The 14,852-nt window shown below is 69.3% G+C and carries 12 protein-coding genes and 2 pseudogenes; 7 read left to right on the plus strand and 7 right to left on the minus strand.

Features of this window, described 5'->3' with window-relative positions; all coding sequences use genetic code 11:
- Positions 1-526: 526 nt before the first annotated feature.
- On the plus strand, positions 527-1,087 hold the full coding sequence (locus tag BN1701_RS11445; protein WP_054048150.1) for a snapalysin family zinc-dependent metalloprotease: 561 nt from the start codon (positions 527-529) through the stop codon (positions 1,085-1,087).
- A 66-nt stretch (positions 1,088-1,153) separates the two neighbouring features.
- On the opposite strand, the gene paaZ is transcribed toward BN1701_RS11445, so the two are convergent.
- Positions 1,154-3,181 (minus strand): phenylacetic acid degradation bifunctional protein PaaZ, encoded by a 2,028-nt coding sequence (gene paaZ / locus BN1701_RS11450; RefSeq protein WP_054048152.1) that lies wholly within the window; start codon positions 3,179-3,181, stop codon positions 1,154-1,156.
- Between the two features lie 172 nt (positions 3,182-3,353).
- On the opposite strand from paaZ, the gene BN1701_RS11455 reads away from it, so the two are divergent.
- Entirely contained in the window at positions 3,354-4,070 is a 717-nt protein-coding gene (locus tag BN1701_RS11455; protein WP_054048154.1) for a trypsin-like serine protease, read from the plus strand.
- A gap of 6 nt (positions 4,071-4,076) precedes the next feature.
- On the opposite strand, the gene BN1701_RS11460 is transcribed toward BN1701_RS11455, so the two are convergent.
- Together BN1701_RS11460 and BN1701_RS11465 are read right to left on the minus strand one after the other, a co-directional pair.
- Positions 4,077-4,370: a hypothetical protein gene (locus BN1701_RS11460; protein ID WP_157367921.1), complete on the minus strand. Its 294-nt coding sequence runs from the start codon at positions 4,368-4,370 to the stop codon at positions 4,077-4,079.
- A gap of 59 nt (positions 4,371-4,429) precedes the next feature.
- Positions 4,430-6,304 carry an ABC transporter ATP-binding protein gene (locus BN1701_RS11465; RefSeq protein WP_197672208.1) on the minus strand — a complete coding sequence of 625 codons (1,875 nt, stop codon included), beginning with the start codon at positions 6,302-6,304 and terminating at the stop codon, positions 4,430-4,432.
- Positions 6,305-6,374: 70 nt separating this feature from the next.
- Here BN1701_RS11465 and BN1701_RS11470 point away from each other — a divergent pair, with 70 nt between their 5' ends.
- A complete protein-coding gene (locus BN1701_RS11470) occupies positions 6,375-7,121 on the plus strand; it encodes an EI24 domain-containing protein (protein ID WP_369800522.1) in 747 nt (248 codons plus the stop codon).
- 7 nt (positions 7,122-7,128) lie between these two features.
- Here BN1701_RS11470 and BN1701_RS11475 read toward each other — a convergent pair whose 3' ends face one another.
- The 3 genes from BN1701_RS11475 to BN1701_RS11485 all read right to left on the minus strand — a co-directional run bounded on the left by BN1701_RS11475 (position 7,129) and on the right by BN1701_RS11485 (position 10,021).
- Positions 7,129-7,968, minus strand: coding sequence for an SAM-dependent methyltransferase (locus tag BN1701_RS11475; RefSeq protein ID WP_054048160.1), 840 nt, complete (start codon positions 7,966-7,968; stop codon positions 7,129-7,131).
- Between the two features lie 144 nt (positions 7,969-8,112).
- A complete protein-coding gene (locus BN1701_RS11480) occupies positions 8,113-9,033 on the minus strand; it encodes a carbohydrate kinase (RefSeq protein ID WP_054048161.1) in 921 nt (306 codons plus the stop codon).
- Between the two features lie 67 nt (positions 9,034-9,100).
- Positions 9,101-10,021 carry a hypothetical protein gene (locus BN1701_RS11485; protein WP_054048163.1) on the minus strand — a complete coding sequence of 307 codons (921 nt, stop codon included), beginning with the start codon at positions 10,019-10,021 and terminating at the stop codon, positions 9,101-9,103.
- Between the two features lie 512 nt (positions 10,022-10,533).
- Here BN1701_RS11485 and BN1701_RS11490 point away from each other — a divergent pair.
- The 4 genes and pseudogenes from BN1701_RS11490 to BN1701_RS38160 form a co-directional block, all read left to right on the plus strand.
- Positions 10,534-11,739: pseudogene (locus BN1701_RS11490) on the plus strand (M14 family metallopeptidase); the annotation flags it as partial.
- Positions 11,740-11,859: 120 nt separating this feature from the next.
- Positions 11,860-12,144, plus strand: a complete 285-nt coding sequence (locus tag BN1701_RS38150; RefSeq protein ID WP_369800670.1) for a proprotein convertase P-domain-containing protein — start codon at positions 11,860-11,862, stop codon at positions 12,142-12,144.
- Positions 12,145-12,217: 73 nt separating this feature from the next.
- Positions 12,218-12,988: pseudogene (locus BN1701_RS38155) on the plus strand (trypsin-like serine protease); the annotation flags it as partial.
- Between the two features lie 135 nt (positions 12,989-13,123).
- Positions 13,124-13,399, plus strand: a complete 276-nt coding sequence (locus tag BN1701_RS38160) for a proprotein convertase P-domain-containing protein (protein ID WP_369800671.1) — start codon at positions 13,124-13,126, stop codon at positions 13,397-13,399.
- Between the two features lie 455 nt (positions 13,400-13,854).
- Here the strand turns inward: BN1701_RS38160 and BN1701_RS11500 are convergent, their stop codons facing one another.
- Positions 13,855-14,841 (minus strand): alpha/beta hydrolase family protein, encoded by a 987-nt coding sequence (locus BN1701_RS11500; RefSeq protein ID WP_054055788.1) that lies wholly within the window; start codon positions 14,839-14,841, stop codon positions 13,855-13,857.
- Positions 14,842-14,852: the final 11 nt, after the last annotated feature.

The following is a 14,852-nucleotide window of genomic DNA, read 5'->3' on the forward strand; positions in this document are numbered from 1 at the left end:
GTTGAGTTCTCAAACAACACACGCACATCTTGGTCACCACTAGAAGTGGCTACTTCCGAGGCTTTGGTTTGGCCATCGCTCGTTCCGGTTTTCCCGGCCCGTTCCGCTCTGACTTGGATAAAGTTACACGGCGCCCAACTCGGGATCAAATCGGGGGTCCCTTAAGTGGTCGGCCGCACGCCATTGAGCCCGAGATCCGTTGTGCCGCAACAGGTCCAGCATACCCGCCCGCGCGACCCCGCGCCTGCCGCCACCGCTCGGCGGCAGGGCCGAACCAGGGCGCCTTCTGGGGCATTCCCGCTGATCATCGCTGGTTTAGCCCGCCTTGGAGTCCACTGTGGATGGTCGCACACCGCCTCGATTGTGACGGCGGTCACTTCTTCACCGGGTTGGCCTAACTGGTCTGCACTCAGCGCCACCGGACGCCACCGAATGGCCGTCTTGCGCGGCGGGCGGACGCTCCTAGGTTGAGAGGTGCGGGCGTACCTCGGGCGGCTCATCCGCAACAGAACAACTGGAGCCCTGCATGCTTCGACGCACATTCGCCCTGGTCGCGGCCAACGCCGCACTGGGTGCCGCGGTCATCGCCGGTGCCGCACCGGCGGCGGCCGCACCCGCCGCGCCCGCCGCGGTGGTCACGATTACCTACGACGACGCCAACGCGGGCGAGTTCAAGGCCGCGGTGGCGGCAGGCGTGAAGATCTGGAACGAGTCGGTGACCAACGTGCGGATCGTCAAGGCGACCGCGGGACAGCGGATCAATGTCCGCGTCATCGCCGACAACAACTGGCCGCGGGCCACCCTGGGGCCGATCCGCCCCAGCGGCAGCGGCACCGTCTGGATGGGCCGCCAGGCCGTCCAGCAGGGATACAACCCGACTCGGATCGCGGCGCACGAGTTCGGGCACATCCTGGGTCTGCCGGACCGGCGGACCGGGCTCTGCTCGGACCTGATGTCGGGCAGTTCCGCACCGGTGAGCTGCACCAACGCGCGGCCTACCTCGGCTGAGGCCTCTCAGGTGCAGCGGAACTATGCGTCGGCTGTCGCCGCTCAGGAGGCGACGGTCATCCTGGTGGACGCGGCATAGTAGTTGCGCAGTGAGGGGCGGTGTCCAGTACTGGACACCGCCCCTCGTTTCTGGGCCTGTTGTGAATTACCGGGTCTTGGCGACCAGGGTCAGTACGTCGTACTTGGCTACCGACTCGTCGCCCTGCTTGGTGACGTTGGCGTCCCAGCGCACCTCGCCGTACTCGGCGTTCTCGCGGGGGGTGATCTGCTTGGCCGTGAGGGTCACGGTCAGCTCATCACCGGGGAACACCGGGGTCAGGAACCGGAGGTTCTCCAGACCGTAGTTGGCCAGCACCGGGCCGGGCTCCGGCGAGACGAACAGGCCCGCCGCGAACGAGACGATCAGGTAGCCGTGGGCGACTATGCCGCCGAAGAACTCGTTCGCCGCGGCGGCCACCGGGTCGGTGTGGGCGTAGAAGGTGTCGCCGGTGAACTCCGAGAAGTGGTCGATGTCGGCCTGGGTGACCGTCCTGGGACCCGCGACCACCGAGTCGCCGATGCGCAGCTCGGCGAGGGACTTGCGGAACGGGTGCTCGTCCGCTTCACGCCGGGGCGCGCCCGACACCCACTGGCCGGTGATCTCGGCGATCATCCGGGGGCTGCCCTGCACGGCGGTGCGCTGCAGGTGGTGCAGCACGCCGCGGATGCCGCCCATCTCCTCGCCGCCGCCCGCGCGGCCGGGTCCGCCGTGGATGAGGCCCGGAAGCGGGGACCCGTGGCCGGTGGACTCCTTGGCGTCCTCGGCGTCGAGGACCAGGAGGCGGCCGTGCCAGGGGGTCATGCCGTGCACGACGTCGCGGGCGAAGTCCTGGTCGGCGGTGACGATGGAGCCCGTCAGGCTGCCCAGGCCGCGGGCGGCCAGGTCGATCACGTGGTCGGTGTCGGTGTAGGGCATCAGCGTGCTGACCGGGCCGAACGCCTCGACCTCGTGGGGTTCGGCGCGGTCGCCGTCGGCCCGGACCAGGACCGGGGAGAGGAACGCGCCGCGTTCGGCGTCGGCGTCGATGACGTCGACTGTCGTCGGGTCGCCGAACACGACGCTGCCCGCGTCGAGCAGGGCCTTGAGTGACCGGCGGACCTCCTCGCGCTGTTCCTGGCTGGCCAGGGCGCCCATCCGGACGTCGGCGTTGGCCGGGTTGCCGACGGTGACCTTGGCCAGCTTCTCGGCGGTGGCGGCGGCGACGTCGTCGATCAGGCTCGCGGGGACGAAGGCGCGCCGGATCGCGGTGCACTTCTGGCCCGCCTTGGCCGTCATCTCGGCCACGAGCTGCTTGACGAACAGGTCGAACTCGACGGTGCCCGGCACGGCGTCGGGGCCGAGGATGCTGCAGTTGAGCGAGTCGGCCTCGGCGTTGAACCGGACCGAGTTGCGCACGACGGCCTCATGCGTGCGCAGTTTCAGCGCGGTGGAGGCCGAGCCGGTGAACGAGACCAGGTCCTGCGGGGTGACGTGGTCGAGCAGGTCGCCCGCGCTGCCGCAGACCAGCTGCACGCTGCCCTCGGGGATGATCCCCGATGCCACGATCAGCTCGACGAGCTTCTCGGTGAGGTACGCGGTCTGGCTGGCGGGTTTGATGAGGCTCGGCACGCCCGCGACGAACGCGGGGGCGAACTTCTCCAGCGGTCCCCAGATCGGGAAGTTGAACGCGTTGATCTGCACCGCGACACCGCGCAGGGGCGCGGCGATGTGCTGGCCGACGAACGTGCCGCCCTTGCTCAGCGGCTCGACCGGGCCGTCGACGTAGACCTTGGCGTTGGGCAGCTCACGCCTGCCCTTGCCGCTGTAGGCGAACAGCACGCCGATGCCGCCGTCGACGTCGATCATCGAGTCCCGCTGGGTGGCACCGGTGCGCAGCGACAGGGCGTAGAGCTCGTCCTTGTGTTCGAGCAGGTGCGAGGCCAGCACCTTGAGCAGCGCGGCGCGCTGGTGGAAGGTCAGGTCCCGCAGCGCGGGGCCGCCCGTGCGCCTGCCGTAGTCCAAGGCGGCGGCCATGTCGACGCCCGCCGAGGAGATCCGGGCGATCTCCTCTCCGGTCACCGCGTCGTGCAGGGGTGCTCCGTCGGTGTCGGCGGTGTGCCACCGGCCCGCGACGTAGCTGCGCAGAAGCGCCATCGAGTTCGACCTCCTGAGTCCGGCGGGCGGCTTCGTCGCACGTCCCGCGATCCCGATGCTAGTAGGCCGCGCCAGAGTGTGAACGCGCGTGAAAATCGTCGCCTTGTCGTTGCCTCTATCGGGTGAAAAGGTCACTAATTGTCGATTCCCCTGCAACGAATCGAGACCGAGAATGTTCAAGTCCAAGATCGCTCTGACGGTCACCGGTATCGCGCTGGCACTGCTCAGCGCCGCCCCGTCGGCCGTCGCGGCTCCCGAACCGGAGCCGAGCCTCACACCGATGATCATCGATGGCAACACAGCCACCAGCGGCCCGTGGGCCGCGCGGCTGTTCGCCAACGGGCGCCAGACGTGCTCGGCGACGATCATCGCCCCGCAGTACGTGCTGACGGCCAAGCACTGCGTGGCCAGCGGCACCATCTCCTTCCGCATCGGCAGCCTGGACCAGACCACTGGTGGCACCACCGCCACCGCGGTCCAGATCACCCGGCACTCCGGCTCCGACCTGGCCATCGCCAAGCTCGACCGCAGTGTCAACGCCACCTACGCGCCGCTGGGCACCTCGACCGACGTGCGCGTCGGCCAGACGGTCCAGGTCTACGGCTGGGGTGCGACCTGCACCAACCAGCCGGAGATCAACTGTCAGTCGCGCTATCTGAAGTACGCGAACGTGCGCGTCAGCTCGGTCAACGCGCGTGACGCCTACGGCGGCGTCGCGGTGCGGGCGACCCGGATCGACGGCATCACCGCGGGTGGCGACTCCGGCGGCCCGATGTTCGCCTCCGGCAAGCAGGTCGGCGTCGCGTCGACCAGCGACCGCCAGTCGGTCACGAACTACACCAACGTGGCCTCGTACCGCACCTGGATCCGCAGCGTCGCGGGCGTCTGATCAATCTCAGCCCAGGTGAGGGGCCGTGGCCGAGTCATCGGCCACGGCCCGTTCGCTCGGGAGGGTCCGGCCACGCACCGGGGTCAGGGTGCCGGTCATGGCGAGCAGCCGGGCGTCGGCACGCCGGGCGAGCAGCCGGGCGAACTCGGCGGTCGACCGGTGGGTGGCGACCAACTCCCAGGCGGCTTGTCGAACCACCGCGTCGATGACCGAGACCGGGACATCGACGTGTGCCACCGCGAGTTCGCGGATGGTCGCCGCCACCAGATCGGGCAGCGCGGGGTCGAGCGGGTTCGCCATCAGCACACGATACCCGCGACTGTCCCTAATGGACTCGCCCGATACCTGAACTTCACTCGTCAGGTAAGCGCGGGCGCCGCCGATGGCTGGTCGAACTGGGTCCGGTAGAGCTCGGCGTAGCGCCCACCGACGGCCAGCAGCACCTCGTGGGTGCCGCGTTCGACGATCTGGCCGTCCTCCACGACCAGAATCAGGTCGGCGGCGCGCACGGTCGACAGCCGGTGCGCGATGACCACGGCGGTCCGACCGGCGAGCGCCTCGCCCAGCGCGGCCTGGACCTCGGCCTCCGACGTGGAGTCCAGGTGCGCGGTGGCCTCGTCGAGGAGCACCACGCGCGGGCGGGCCAGCAGGAGCCGGGCGATGGTGAGGCGCTGGCGCTCGCCACCGGAGAGCCGGTAGCCGCGCTCCCCCACCACCGTGTCCAGCCCGTCGGGCAGCGAGCGGACCAGATCGTCGAGCCGGGCCCGCAGCAGCGCGTCCCACAGTTCGTCCTCGGCCGCCGCGGGCCTGGCCAGCAGCAGGTTCGACCGGATCGACTCGTGGAACAGGTGCCCGTCCTGGGTGACCATGCCCAGGGTCGCGCGGATGGAGTCGGCGGTCAGGTCGCGCACGTCGACCCCGGACAGCCGGACCGCGCCGGAGTCTACGTCGTAGAGCCGGGGCGCGAGTTGGGCGATGGTCGACTTGCCCGCGCCGGACGAGCCGACGAGCGCCACCAGCTGACCTGGCTCGGCGCGGAAGGACACCTCGTGCAGCACCTCCACCCCGCCGCGCGTGTCGAGCCGGGCGACGTCCTCCAGCGAGGCCAATGAGACCTTGTCCGCTGATGGATAGGCGAAGCGGACCTTGTCGAACTCGACCGACACCGGCCCGTCCGGCACCTCGCGGGCACCGGCCTTGTCGGCGATCAGCGGCGGCAGGTCGAGGATCTCGAAGACCCGCTCGAAGCTCACGAGCGCGCTCATCACCTCGACGCGGGCCCCGGCGAGCGCGGTCAGCGGCGCGTAGAGGCGGGCCAGCAGCAGCGCGAGGGCGACCACCGAGCCCGGGTCGAGCGAGCCGCGCAGGGCGAAGACGCCGCCGAGTCCGTAGACGAGGGCCAGCGCGAGGGCCGAGACCAGGGTCAGCGCGGTGAGGAAGACCCACTGCAGCATCGCGGTCCGCACGCCGATGTCGCGCACCCGACCCGCCCGGACCGCGAACTCGTGGGACTCGTCGGCGGGCCTGCCGAACAGCTTGACCAGCGTCGCGCCCGGCGCGGAGAACCGCTCGGTCATCTGCGTGCTCATCGCCGCGTTGTGCTCGGCCGCTGCCCGCTGCATCGAGGCGAGCCGGGACCCCATCCGGCGGGCGGGCAGCACGAACACGGGTAGCAGGACCAGTGCGAGCAAGGTGATCTGCCAGGAGATGCCGATCATGACCACGAGCGTCAGCACCAGTGTGACCAGGTTGCCGACGACCCCGGACAAGGTGTCGCTGAACGCCCGCTGGGCGCCGATGACGTCGTTGTTGAGCCTGCTGACCAGCGCACCGGTCCTGGTCCGGGTGAAGAAGGCGACCGGCTGCCGCTGGACGTGATCGAACACCCGGGTGCGCAGGTCGAGGATCAGGCCCTCGCCGACGGTGGCCGACAGCCACCGCGACACCAGGCCGAGCGCTGCCTCGAACACCGCGACCCCGGCGATGACCAGCGCGAGCGTCACGATCAGCCCGCTGTCGGTCCCGCCCACGATCGCGTCGACCACCTGCCCCGCGAGCACCGGGGTGACCACCGCCGTGGTCGAGAGCACGACGCTGACCACGAGGAACCAAAGCAACCGGGCCTTGTGCGGGCGGGCGAACCCGAGGATCCGCCGGACCGTGGCCCGGGAGACGCCGCCACCGGAGGTCTCGGAGGCGTGCATCGTCTTGTAGAGGGAACTGAACGCCGTCATCTGCATGTCCACGGCGATGACGGTAGGACCTCGACCATTGTCGAAGTCAAGAATTCCCTACACTCGCCCCGTGATCAAAGACTTCGCCGTCGGCGTCGGCCTGCTCGGCCACGGACTGCGCATCGTGACCCGCGACCGCTCCATGCTCAAACGCGGTGCCGTGCCGGTCCTGCTGGCCAGCGTGATCCTGTTCGGCGGCCTGACCCTCCTGGCGACCAACCTCGATGCCCTGGTCGCCTGGGCCACCCCCTTCGCTGACGACTGGGCCACCACCTGGCGCCGCGCCCTGCGCATCGCCGCGGGCCTGGTCATGGCGGTCGCGGCGATCGCGGTCTCACTGCTTGTGTTCTCCGGCCTGGCACTGGCCGTCGGCGGCCCGTTCTACGAGAGCATCGCCGAGGACGTCGAGGACAAGGTCCTCGGCGGCGTGCCGAACACCGAGCGCATCGGCTGGGGCCGAGCGGCCTGGATCGGTCTCCGCGACACGGTGCTGTTGATCCTGCGCGCACTGGTCTGGGCCATCGTGCTCTTGGCGCTCGGCTTCATCCCGGTACTGGGACAGACTGTCGTACCGGTACTCGCCATCGCCATCGGCGCCTGGCTGCTCGCGGTGGAACTGACCGCCATCCCCTTCGTCCGCCGAGGGCACAGCCTCCGCGAACGCCGGGCCACCCTCCGCAAGAGCCGCGCGATGACCCTGGGATTCGCCGTGCCGGTGTACTTGGTCTGCCTGATCCCGCTGGCGGCGGTTGTCGTCTTCCCCGCCGCGATGGCGGCGGGCACGCTGCTGGCCCACCGGCTATTGGCAAGGCCGTAACCGGGCCCTAAGGCTTGCGTGCGACAGCAGCGAGAACGGTGAAGTTCAAGGCCGACAGCGGCAGCATCCGCGGCCCGGAAGGCCACCAGTCGTGCGGATGCGTCAACCCGGGCGGCACCAGTTCCAGCCCGGCGAAGTACGAGGCGATCGTCTCCCGGGAGCGAGGCCGAGCCGCGATCTCCGTCCCCCGGAACATTCGCTCCAACTCGCGGATCAGCAGACTCGCCTCAGACCCGTCCGCCGGGTCGTATTGGTGCGTCAGCATCAGATAGGACCCGGATGGCACCGCGTCGAGCCACTCCCGCACGATCGCGGCCGCCGAGTCGTCATCAGCGACATGATGGATGACCGAGTTCATCATCAGGGCGACGGGCCGACTCAGGTCCAGATACGGCGCGAGATCAGGATGCCCCAGCGCCTTGGCGGGGTGGAAGTCGCACCCGGCGACGTGCGTCCGGTCGTTCTCCTCCAGGATCGCCCGGCCATGCGCCTGCACGACCGGATCGTTGTCGACGTAGATCACCCGGGCCTCGGCGTTGTACCGCTGCACGACCTGATGGGTGTTGTCCACCGTCGGCAGTCCCGAGCCGAGGTCGACGAACTGGTCGATCGCACGCTCGCCAACCAGCAGCCGCAGCACCCGGATGATCCAGTCGCGGTGGTCTCTGGCCAGTTGCTTCGCGCCGGGGGCCAGTTCGAGCACCTGGTCCATGACTTCGCGGTCTGACGCATAGTGATCGCGGCCGCCGAGCAGCGCGTCGGTGAGCCGGGCCAGGTTGGGCCGGTCGAAGTCGAGCGGCGTGAGCCGGGGCACGGTGTCCCACGACGACCGGTCGGCGGTGGGCATCTGGCGGGCTCCCCGAGTGTGAACTACGCAACAGAACGTATACACAGTAGGACATGGCGTGGCCTGCCGGAATCGGGATCAGCCGTTCATCGTCGGCCGTTCGCTCAACGAACACCGCCGGATGGCTGCGCGGACGTGCCTGGGCTACAGAAGGTATCCGTGTTCAGCGTGCAACTCGGCACTCGTTGGTGGGTCGGCGCCGGGTCGGGAACACGTGATCGCGGCGGCCGCGCAGGCCAGGTCGAGGCCGGGGGCGAGTTGGTCGCCGGTCAGGTGGGCGAGGTCGGCCGGGCGGTCGAGCAGGCCCGTTCGGCTGAGCCAGTGCAGAAAACCGCTGGTGAAGGCATCCCCCGCGCCGACGGTGTCGATCACGGTGACCGCGGGCGCCCGGCGGGACACCGACCCGGCGGAGGTCACCGCGTAGGCGCCCTCTCCCCCACGGGTGACCACGACGACGCGCGGGCCCGACGCCAGCCACCGCCCGGCGACGTCGGCCGGATCGGCGCCGGGATAGAGCCAGCCGAGGTCTTCGTCGCTGACCTTGACGATGTCGGCGATGGCCACCTGCCGTTCGATTCGTACCCGTTCGGCGGCTCGCGTCCCGGCCAGCGACGGCCGCACGTTCGGGTCCAGCGACACCAGGACACCGTCGGCGCGCGCGTCGGCCATCATCTGTTCGACGACGGCCGCGCCGGGGCTGACCATCGTCGCGAGCGAACCCGTGTGCACGCAGCGGCCCAGGTCACCGGGGATCGTGGTGATGTCCCAGACGATGCGGAAGTCGTAGGTGGCCACGCCCGCGGCGTCGGTGGCGGCGAAGGCGACGCTGGTGTCGGTGGTCGGCGCGGGCAGCCGCTCCACGACGACGGCGCCCGCGGTCAGGTGCGCGCCGATCATGCGACCGAACAGATCTTCACCCAGTCGGGTGGCCAGGCGGGTCAGTTCGCCGAGCCGGGCGAGGCCGAGGGCGACGTTGGCCGGGCTCCCGCCGGGGTGCGCGGTGAACGTGCGGCCGTCGGGTCCGGCGATCAGGTCGGCCAGGGCCTCACCGACAACGGTGATCACTGGGGGACCATGCCCATCGCAGGCGCGTGCGCGGTGTGCGTCAAGGTGTGCACCGAGTCCGGAGTGATCACCGTTGTCCCCACGACCAACGGATGCCGTAGCGGCCGGGGAGCATGTCCAAGGCCAGCGCGTGCGCGGTGTGCGATGAGTCCAATGTGACCGCCTTGACCCGCTCCCGGCCGTCGACCTCGGAGAACTGGGCGACGTGGACGGGCAGGGCGGCCGGGTCGAACCGGATCTCGACCAGGAACTCGCGCACCGGCAGCCTGCTGACCCGCTCGTGGTCGTGGGCGGGCGGGCGCGGCGGCGGGCAAGCGATCTCGTGCTCGATCACGATCGTCTCGCGCCGGGCCAGCGCGTGGTCGAAGAGCAGTTCGGTGGCGATCTGGCCGGTGCGCTCGTCGCGGTTGACCCGGCCGAGGCGGCAGTTTCGCAGCGGCACGATCTCCGGGATGGGCTCGTCGGGGCTCTCGTTCCAGCCGACGACGACCAACCGGTCGACGCCGTCCTTCTCCGCGCGCAGCACCTGGCGCGATCGCTGGACGTGTTTGGTGCGGTCGGCGCCGATGACCACCAGGTCGTTCGCGCTGAGTCGGGTCAGGTGGCCGTCGCCGCTGAGGTCGAAGCCGCCGACGACCCGGTCGTAGGACTCATCGTCGGCCCACGGCGCCACGCTGTCGAGCGGCTCCTGTGGCCGGTGGACGTTGCGTCCGCGCGGTTTCGGGGTGTCGAGCAGCCTGCCGAGGTGGCCGGAGACCAGACCCAGCATGTCTTCGAGGTGGGTCAGCGCGGCCAGGGACTTGGCCCGCTCCGGTTGGCTGCGGCCGGACTGCCAGTAGCTCAAGGTGGCCAGACTGACCGGGGTGCCGCGCTCGCGCAGGCGGTCGGCGACCCGGTCCAGGGTGATCCCGCTGGCCTGGATGGCCGTCCGCAGCGCGTCGGCGAAGGGCTGCGCCGCGGCGGGATCGGTGGGAGACAGGTCCGTCACCTACCGGAAGGTAGCCCGCCCGCGCGGTCGACGAAACCCGACCCCGCCCGCCGACCGGGGAAGGCGCATGCAGGGTGCGCCTTCCCCGGTGGCGTCCATGCCCGCCGCGTGGTCGGTGGCGAATTGTGTATCGGCCTTGTGTCACCCGTTCCCGGATTATTGCCATTCTCGATCCGCGCCGATATCCGCCTACTCATTCTGCGGTCCGGCAATCGCCTGCGGAAGTCCTCGCTTTTAACCGGGAACGACCGTCGGATTTGTCGACTTCCCAGGTCCAGACTGGGAAATAACCGGCAACAGCACACTTCATTAGTGGGGTTGTGGCTACCGCGACGAGCAGGCCAGGATGCTGGATATCCGCCGACCCGGGGGCATGTGAGGGCATGTCCGCAATAGGCGGCTATTCCTCCGGCGCCCGAACACGGCGCCACCCTGCGGGAGGTTTCACTGTGAAAAGAAAACCGCTATCCCTGCTGGTCGGCGCGCTGACCGCGGCTGCGGTCGTGCTGACCATGAACGGACCCGCGTCCGGCGAGCAGGGCGGCCGACCCGCCGCCGAGCTGCGCGCGGCGGCCGAGTACAGCGTGGTCGGCGTGCGCACCGCGCAGCAGCGCAGCGCCATCGCCGGGACCGGTGCGGCGATCAACGGCACCGAGGACAGCCGGACACTGATCACGGCCACCCCCGCCGAGGTCGCCAAGATCAAGGCGATGGGCTTCGAGGTCGTCGCCGACGCCACGCCCTCGGTCCAGGGCACCCAGGACGCCAACGGGGTCAACGACTTCCCCTCCGCCGACTCGGGCTTCCACAACTACGCGGAGATGGTCGCCGAGCTGAACAAGGCCGTCGCCGACCACCCGGGGATCATCACCAAGCAGGTCTACGGCAAGTCCTACGAGAACCGCGACCTCTACCTCATCAAGATCTCGGACAACGCGGCGACCGATGAGAACGAGCCGGAGGTGCTGTTCACCCACCACCAGCACGCCCGCGAGCACATCACCGTGGAGATGGCGCTCTACCTGGTGAACCTGTTCACCGACGGCTACGCCACCGACAGCCGGATCAAGGGCCTGGTCGACTCGCGCGAGATCTGGATCATGCCGGACATCAACCCCGACGGCGGCGAGTTCGACATCGCCACCGGCTCGTACAAGAGCTGGCGCAAGAACCGCCAGCCCAACGCGGGATCGTCGGCCGTGGGCACCGACCTCAACCGCAACTGGGACTACAAGTGGGGCTGCTGCAACGGCTCCTCGACCAACCCCAGCTCCGACACCTACCGCGGCCCGTCGGCCGGGTCGGCCCCCGAGGTCCGGGCTGTGCAGAACTGGGTCACCAGCCGCAACGTCGGCGGCAAGCAGCAGATCAGCACCGCCATCGACTTCCACTCCTACAGCGAACTCGTCCTGTGGCCGTTCGGCTGGACGTTCGATGACACCGCGCCCGGTCTCAACGCCGAGGAACACCAGATCTTCTCGACGATGGGCCGCGCCATGGCGCAGACCAACGGCTACAAGCCGGAGCAATCATCGGACCTGTACATCACCGACGGCGCGATCGACGACTACCTGTGGGGCGCCCACAAGATCTGGGGCTACACCTTCGAGATGTTCCCGTCCGGCGCGAGCGGCGGCGGCTTCTATCCCGGTGACGAGATCCTGGCGCGGGAGACCTCGCGCAACAAGGCGGCGGTGCTCTACCTGCTCGACTACGCCGACTGCCCGAAGCGCGCGATCGGCGGGAACTGCGGTGACACTCCGCAGCCTCCCGGCAAGGTCTTCGAGAACGCGAACAACGTCAACATCCCGGACGCGGGCGCCGCGATCACCAGTGACGTGGTCGTCTCCGGCATCTCGGGCAACGCCCCGTCGGCCCTCAAGGTCGACGTCGACATCAAGCACACCTGGCGCGGTGACGTGGTCATCGACCTCATCGCCCCGGACGGCTCCGCGTACCGGCTGAAGAACTCGTCGTCCAACGACTCCGCTGACAACGTCATCGCCACCTACACCGTGAACGCCTCAACCGAGGTCGCCAACGGGACTTGGAAGCTCAAGGTCCAGGACGTCGCGCGGTACGACACCGGTTACATCGACAGCTTCAAGCTCACCTTCCCCTGATCCCTCCACTCCCTGCATGCGTCACCGTGGAAAGGAAAGTTCGTTGATCAAGCTCAGCAAGCTCCAGAAGGCCATGATGCTGGCCGCGACCACGGTCGCCGCCGCGGCGACCGTGGCCGGGCAGGCCCTGGCCTCGCAGCCGCCGGCCTCCCAGCCTGGCGACGTCAGCCCGCAGATCGTCGGCGGCACACCCGCCGCCCTGGGCGACTACCCGTGGATGGTCCGCCTGTCCATGGGCTGCGGCGGCGCCATGTACTCCGAGCAGTTGGTCCTCACCGCCGCGCACTGTGTGAGCAGCACCGGCAACAACACCTCGATCACCGCCACCTACGGCGTGGTCGACCTGCAGAGCAGCAGCGCGGTGAAGCGCACCTCGTCCTACGTCTACAAGAACCCGGGCTACTCGACCTCCACGGGTGGCGACTGGGCGCTGATCAAGCTGTCCAGCCCGATCGCGGGCGCGGCCACCCTGCCCATCGCCACCACCTCCGCCTTCGACAACGGCACCTTCGACATCATGGGCTGGGGCGCGGCCTCCGAGGGCGGCTCCCAGCAGCGCTACATGCTCAAGGCCAAGGTCCCGTTCGTCTCCGACGCCACCTGCAAGAGCGCCTACGCCAACCTCAAGCCCGCGACCGAGCTTTGCGCGGGCCTGCCCGAGGGCGGCATCGACACCTGCCAGGGCGACTCCGGCGGCCCGATGGTCCGCCGCGACAACAACAACAACTGGATCCAGGTCGGCATCGTCTCGTGGGGCGAGGGCTGCGCCCGCCCGAACAAGTACGGCGTCTACGGCGAGGTGAGCGCCCTGTCCGCGGCGATCAAGGCCAAGGCCACGGAGCTGGGTGGCGGCACGACCACCACCCCGACCACCACGCCCCCGACCACCACCACCGCGCCGCCGAGCCGGGTCTTCGAGAACACCAACAACGTCAACATCCCGGACTCCCCCGCCGCGGCCGTCACCAGCGACGTCGCCGTGTCGGGTATCTCGGGCAACGCGCCGTCGACGCTGAAGGTCGACGTCGACATCAAGCACACCTGGCGCGGCGACGTGGTCATCGACCTCATCGCCCCGGACGGCTCGGCCTACCGGTTGAAGAACTCGTCGTCGAACGACTCGGCCGACAACGTGATCGCGACCTACACCGTCAACGCGTCGACCGAGGTCGCCAACGGCACCTGGAAGCTCAAGGTCCAGGACATCGCCCGCTACGACACCGGCTACATCGACAGCGTCAAGCTCACCTTCTGACCCGGAAGGTGTGATCGGGAGCCATCCCCGGGCGGCAAGGGCCCGGGGCGGGCGACCAACAAGAGGCAGGCCGTCTCCCCCACGGAGGCGGCCTGCCTTCTTTCGTGGCGGGAGGCAACCTTTCCCACGGGCCACCGCTCTATGGAGGTGAAGGGCGGCGGACGATCGAAGCGAGGCATCCCGTGGTGTGGATCGATGCTGGCACCGAGCCCGTGAAGGAGCCCGAGACCGCGGACTCGCTCGTTCGTGCTTCGGAGGACGGGGTCGCTCCCTCGTCAATCAGCGTCTTGTCCGGGCCCAGTGAAGTAAAGGGCGCCTGCGGCGTCGCTGCGCGATCAGCGAGCTGACCCTTGACTTCACTGGGCCCGGACAAGGGATTGCCAGGACGAGGGTGCAGGGGGAAGTGCAGGGACCTGCGGTCCCCACAAGCAAAGCAAGGCGCGTCGGTCTGGGGGCTAGGCGGGTAGGCCCAGGCCTGCCGCCAGGGTTGGCCAGGAGGCGTGGAGTTCGCGCTCCCAGTACGGCCAGGAGTGGGTGCCGTTGCCGTAGTAGTTCGTCGTGACCGGGATGCCGCGCTGCTTGAGGCGGTCGGTGAAGGTGCGCGACGACAGGTACGAAAGCGGCTCGATTATGTCGAACGCGCCCGGTTTGTCGAGTGGTCCGGCGCTGCCATTGCCTGAGGAGATGTAGAGCTTGGTCCCGCGCAGCGCTTCGACGTTGTCATAAGGGTTCCGCGCGATCCACCTCGCGCGCTGGAGGAACTCGCTGCCCCACAGGTTGTATGCGGGCAGGCCCTCTCGCATCAGGATGCCCTGGATGAAGTTGGGGATGCCATAGAGCATCGTGTTGGGCATGCCGCTGTAGCTGGCCGCGGCGGCGAACATGCCGGGGTGGCGGAAGGTGTAGGCCAAGGCGCCGTAGCCGCCGATGGACAGGCCCGCGACCGAGCGCTTCGGGCCCGCGCCGTAGCCGCGTTCGACGATCTGGCGGACCTCGTTGAGGTGGAAGGCCTCCCAGTCGGGCTTGTTCGACATGCCGAAGTTCCACCACGCCGAGTACATGCCCGCGCGGCCGTCGCTGGGCAGCACGACCAGCACGTCCTTGTCCGCGGTGAAGGCGGCGACGTCGGTGTACTCGGTCCACGACTTGTAGTCGACGTCGGCGCAGCAGCCGTGCAACAGCCACAGGGTGGGCCAGACGCGGGTGCGGTCGGCGTCCCAGCCGCGGGGCACCAGCAGCCGGACCCAGGCCGATCTACCCAGCGCGGGTGACTCGATGCGCAGGTCCACCATCCTCGCGTCCACTCGGACTTCCTCGGTCACCCGGGCGCCGTCGTCGGCCTTGACCGGCGCCGGGGCCGCCTCGGCCGCGGTCAGTGGGACCACCACCGAGGCCAGGACGGCGACCGCCGCGATCCAGCGGACGATCCGTGAGCGGGTCATGCCTACCTCCA

Source organism: Alloactinosynnema sp. L-07, assembly GCF_900070365.1.
Taxonomy (GTDB): domain Bacteria; phylum Actinomycetota; class Actinomycetes; order Mycobacteriales; family Pseudonocardiaceae; genus Actinokineospora.

What these genes read in the sequence shown, in the direction of transcription:
- BN1701_RS11465 (WP_197672208.1), bottom strand. Translation starts at nt 6,304, where the DNA reads ATGACGGCGTTCAGTTCCCTCTACAAGACGATGCACGCCTCCGAGACC.
- paaZ (WP_054048152.1), bottom strand. Translation starts at nt 3,181, where the DNA reads ATGGCGCTTCTGCGCAGCTACGTCGCGGGCCGGTGGCACACCGCCGAC.
- BN1701_RS11460 (WP_157367921.1), bottom strand. Translation starts at nt 4,370, where the DNA reads ATGGCGAACCCGCTCGACCCCGCGCTGCCCGATCTGGTGGCGGCGACC.
- BN1701_RS11500 (WP_054055788.1), bottom strand. Translation starts at nt 14,841, where the DNA reads ATGACCCGCTCACGGATCGTCCGCTGGATCGCGGCGGTCGCCGTCCTG.
- BN1701_RS11455 (WP_054048154.1), top strand. Translation starts at nt 3,354, where the DNA reads ATGTTCAAGTCCAAGATCGCTCTGACGGTCACCGGTATCGCGCTGGCA.
- BN1701_RS11475 (WP_054048160.1), bottom strand. Translation starts at nt 7,968, where the DNA reads ATGCCCACCGCCGACCGGTCGTCGTGGGACACCGTGCCCCGGCTCACG.
- BN1701_RS11445 (WP_054048150.1), top strand. Translation starts at nt 527, where the DNA reads ATGCTTCGACGCACATTCGCCCTGGTCGCGGCCAACGCCGCACTGGGT.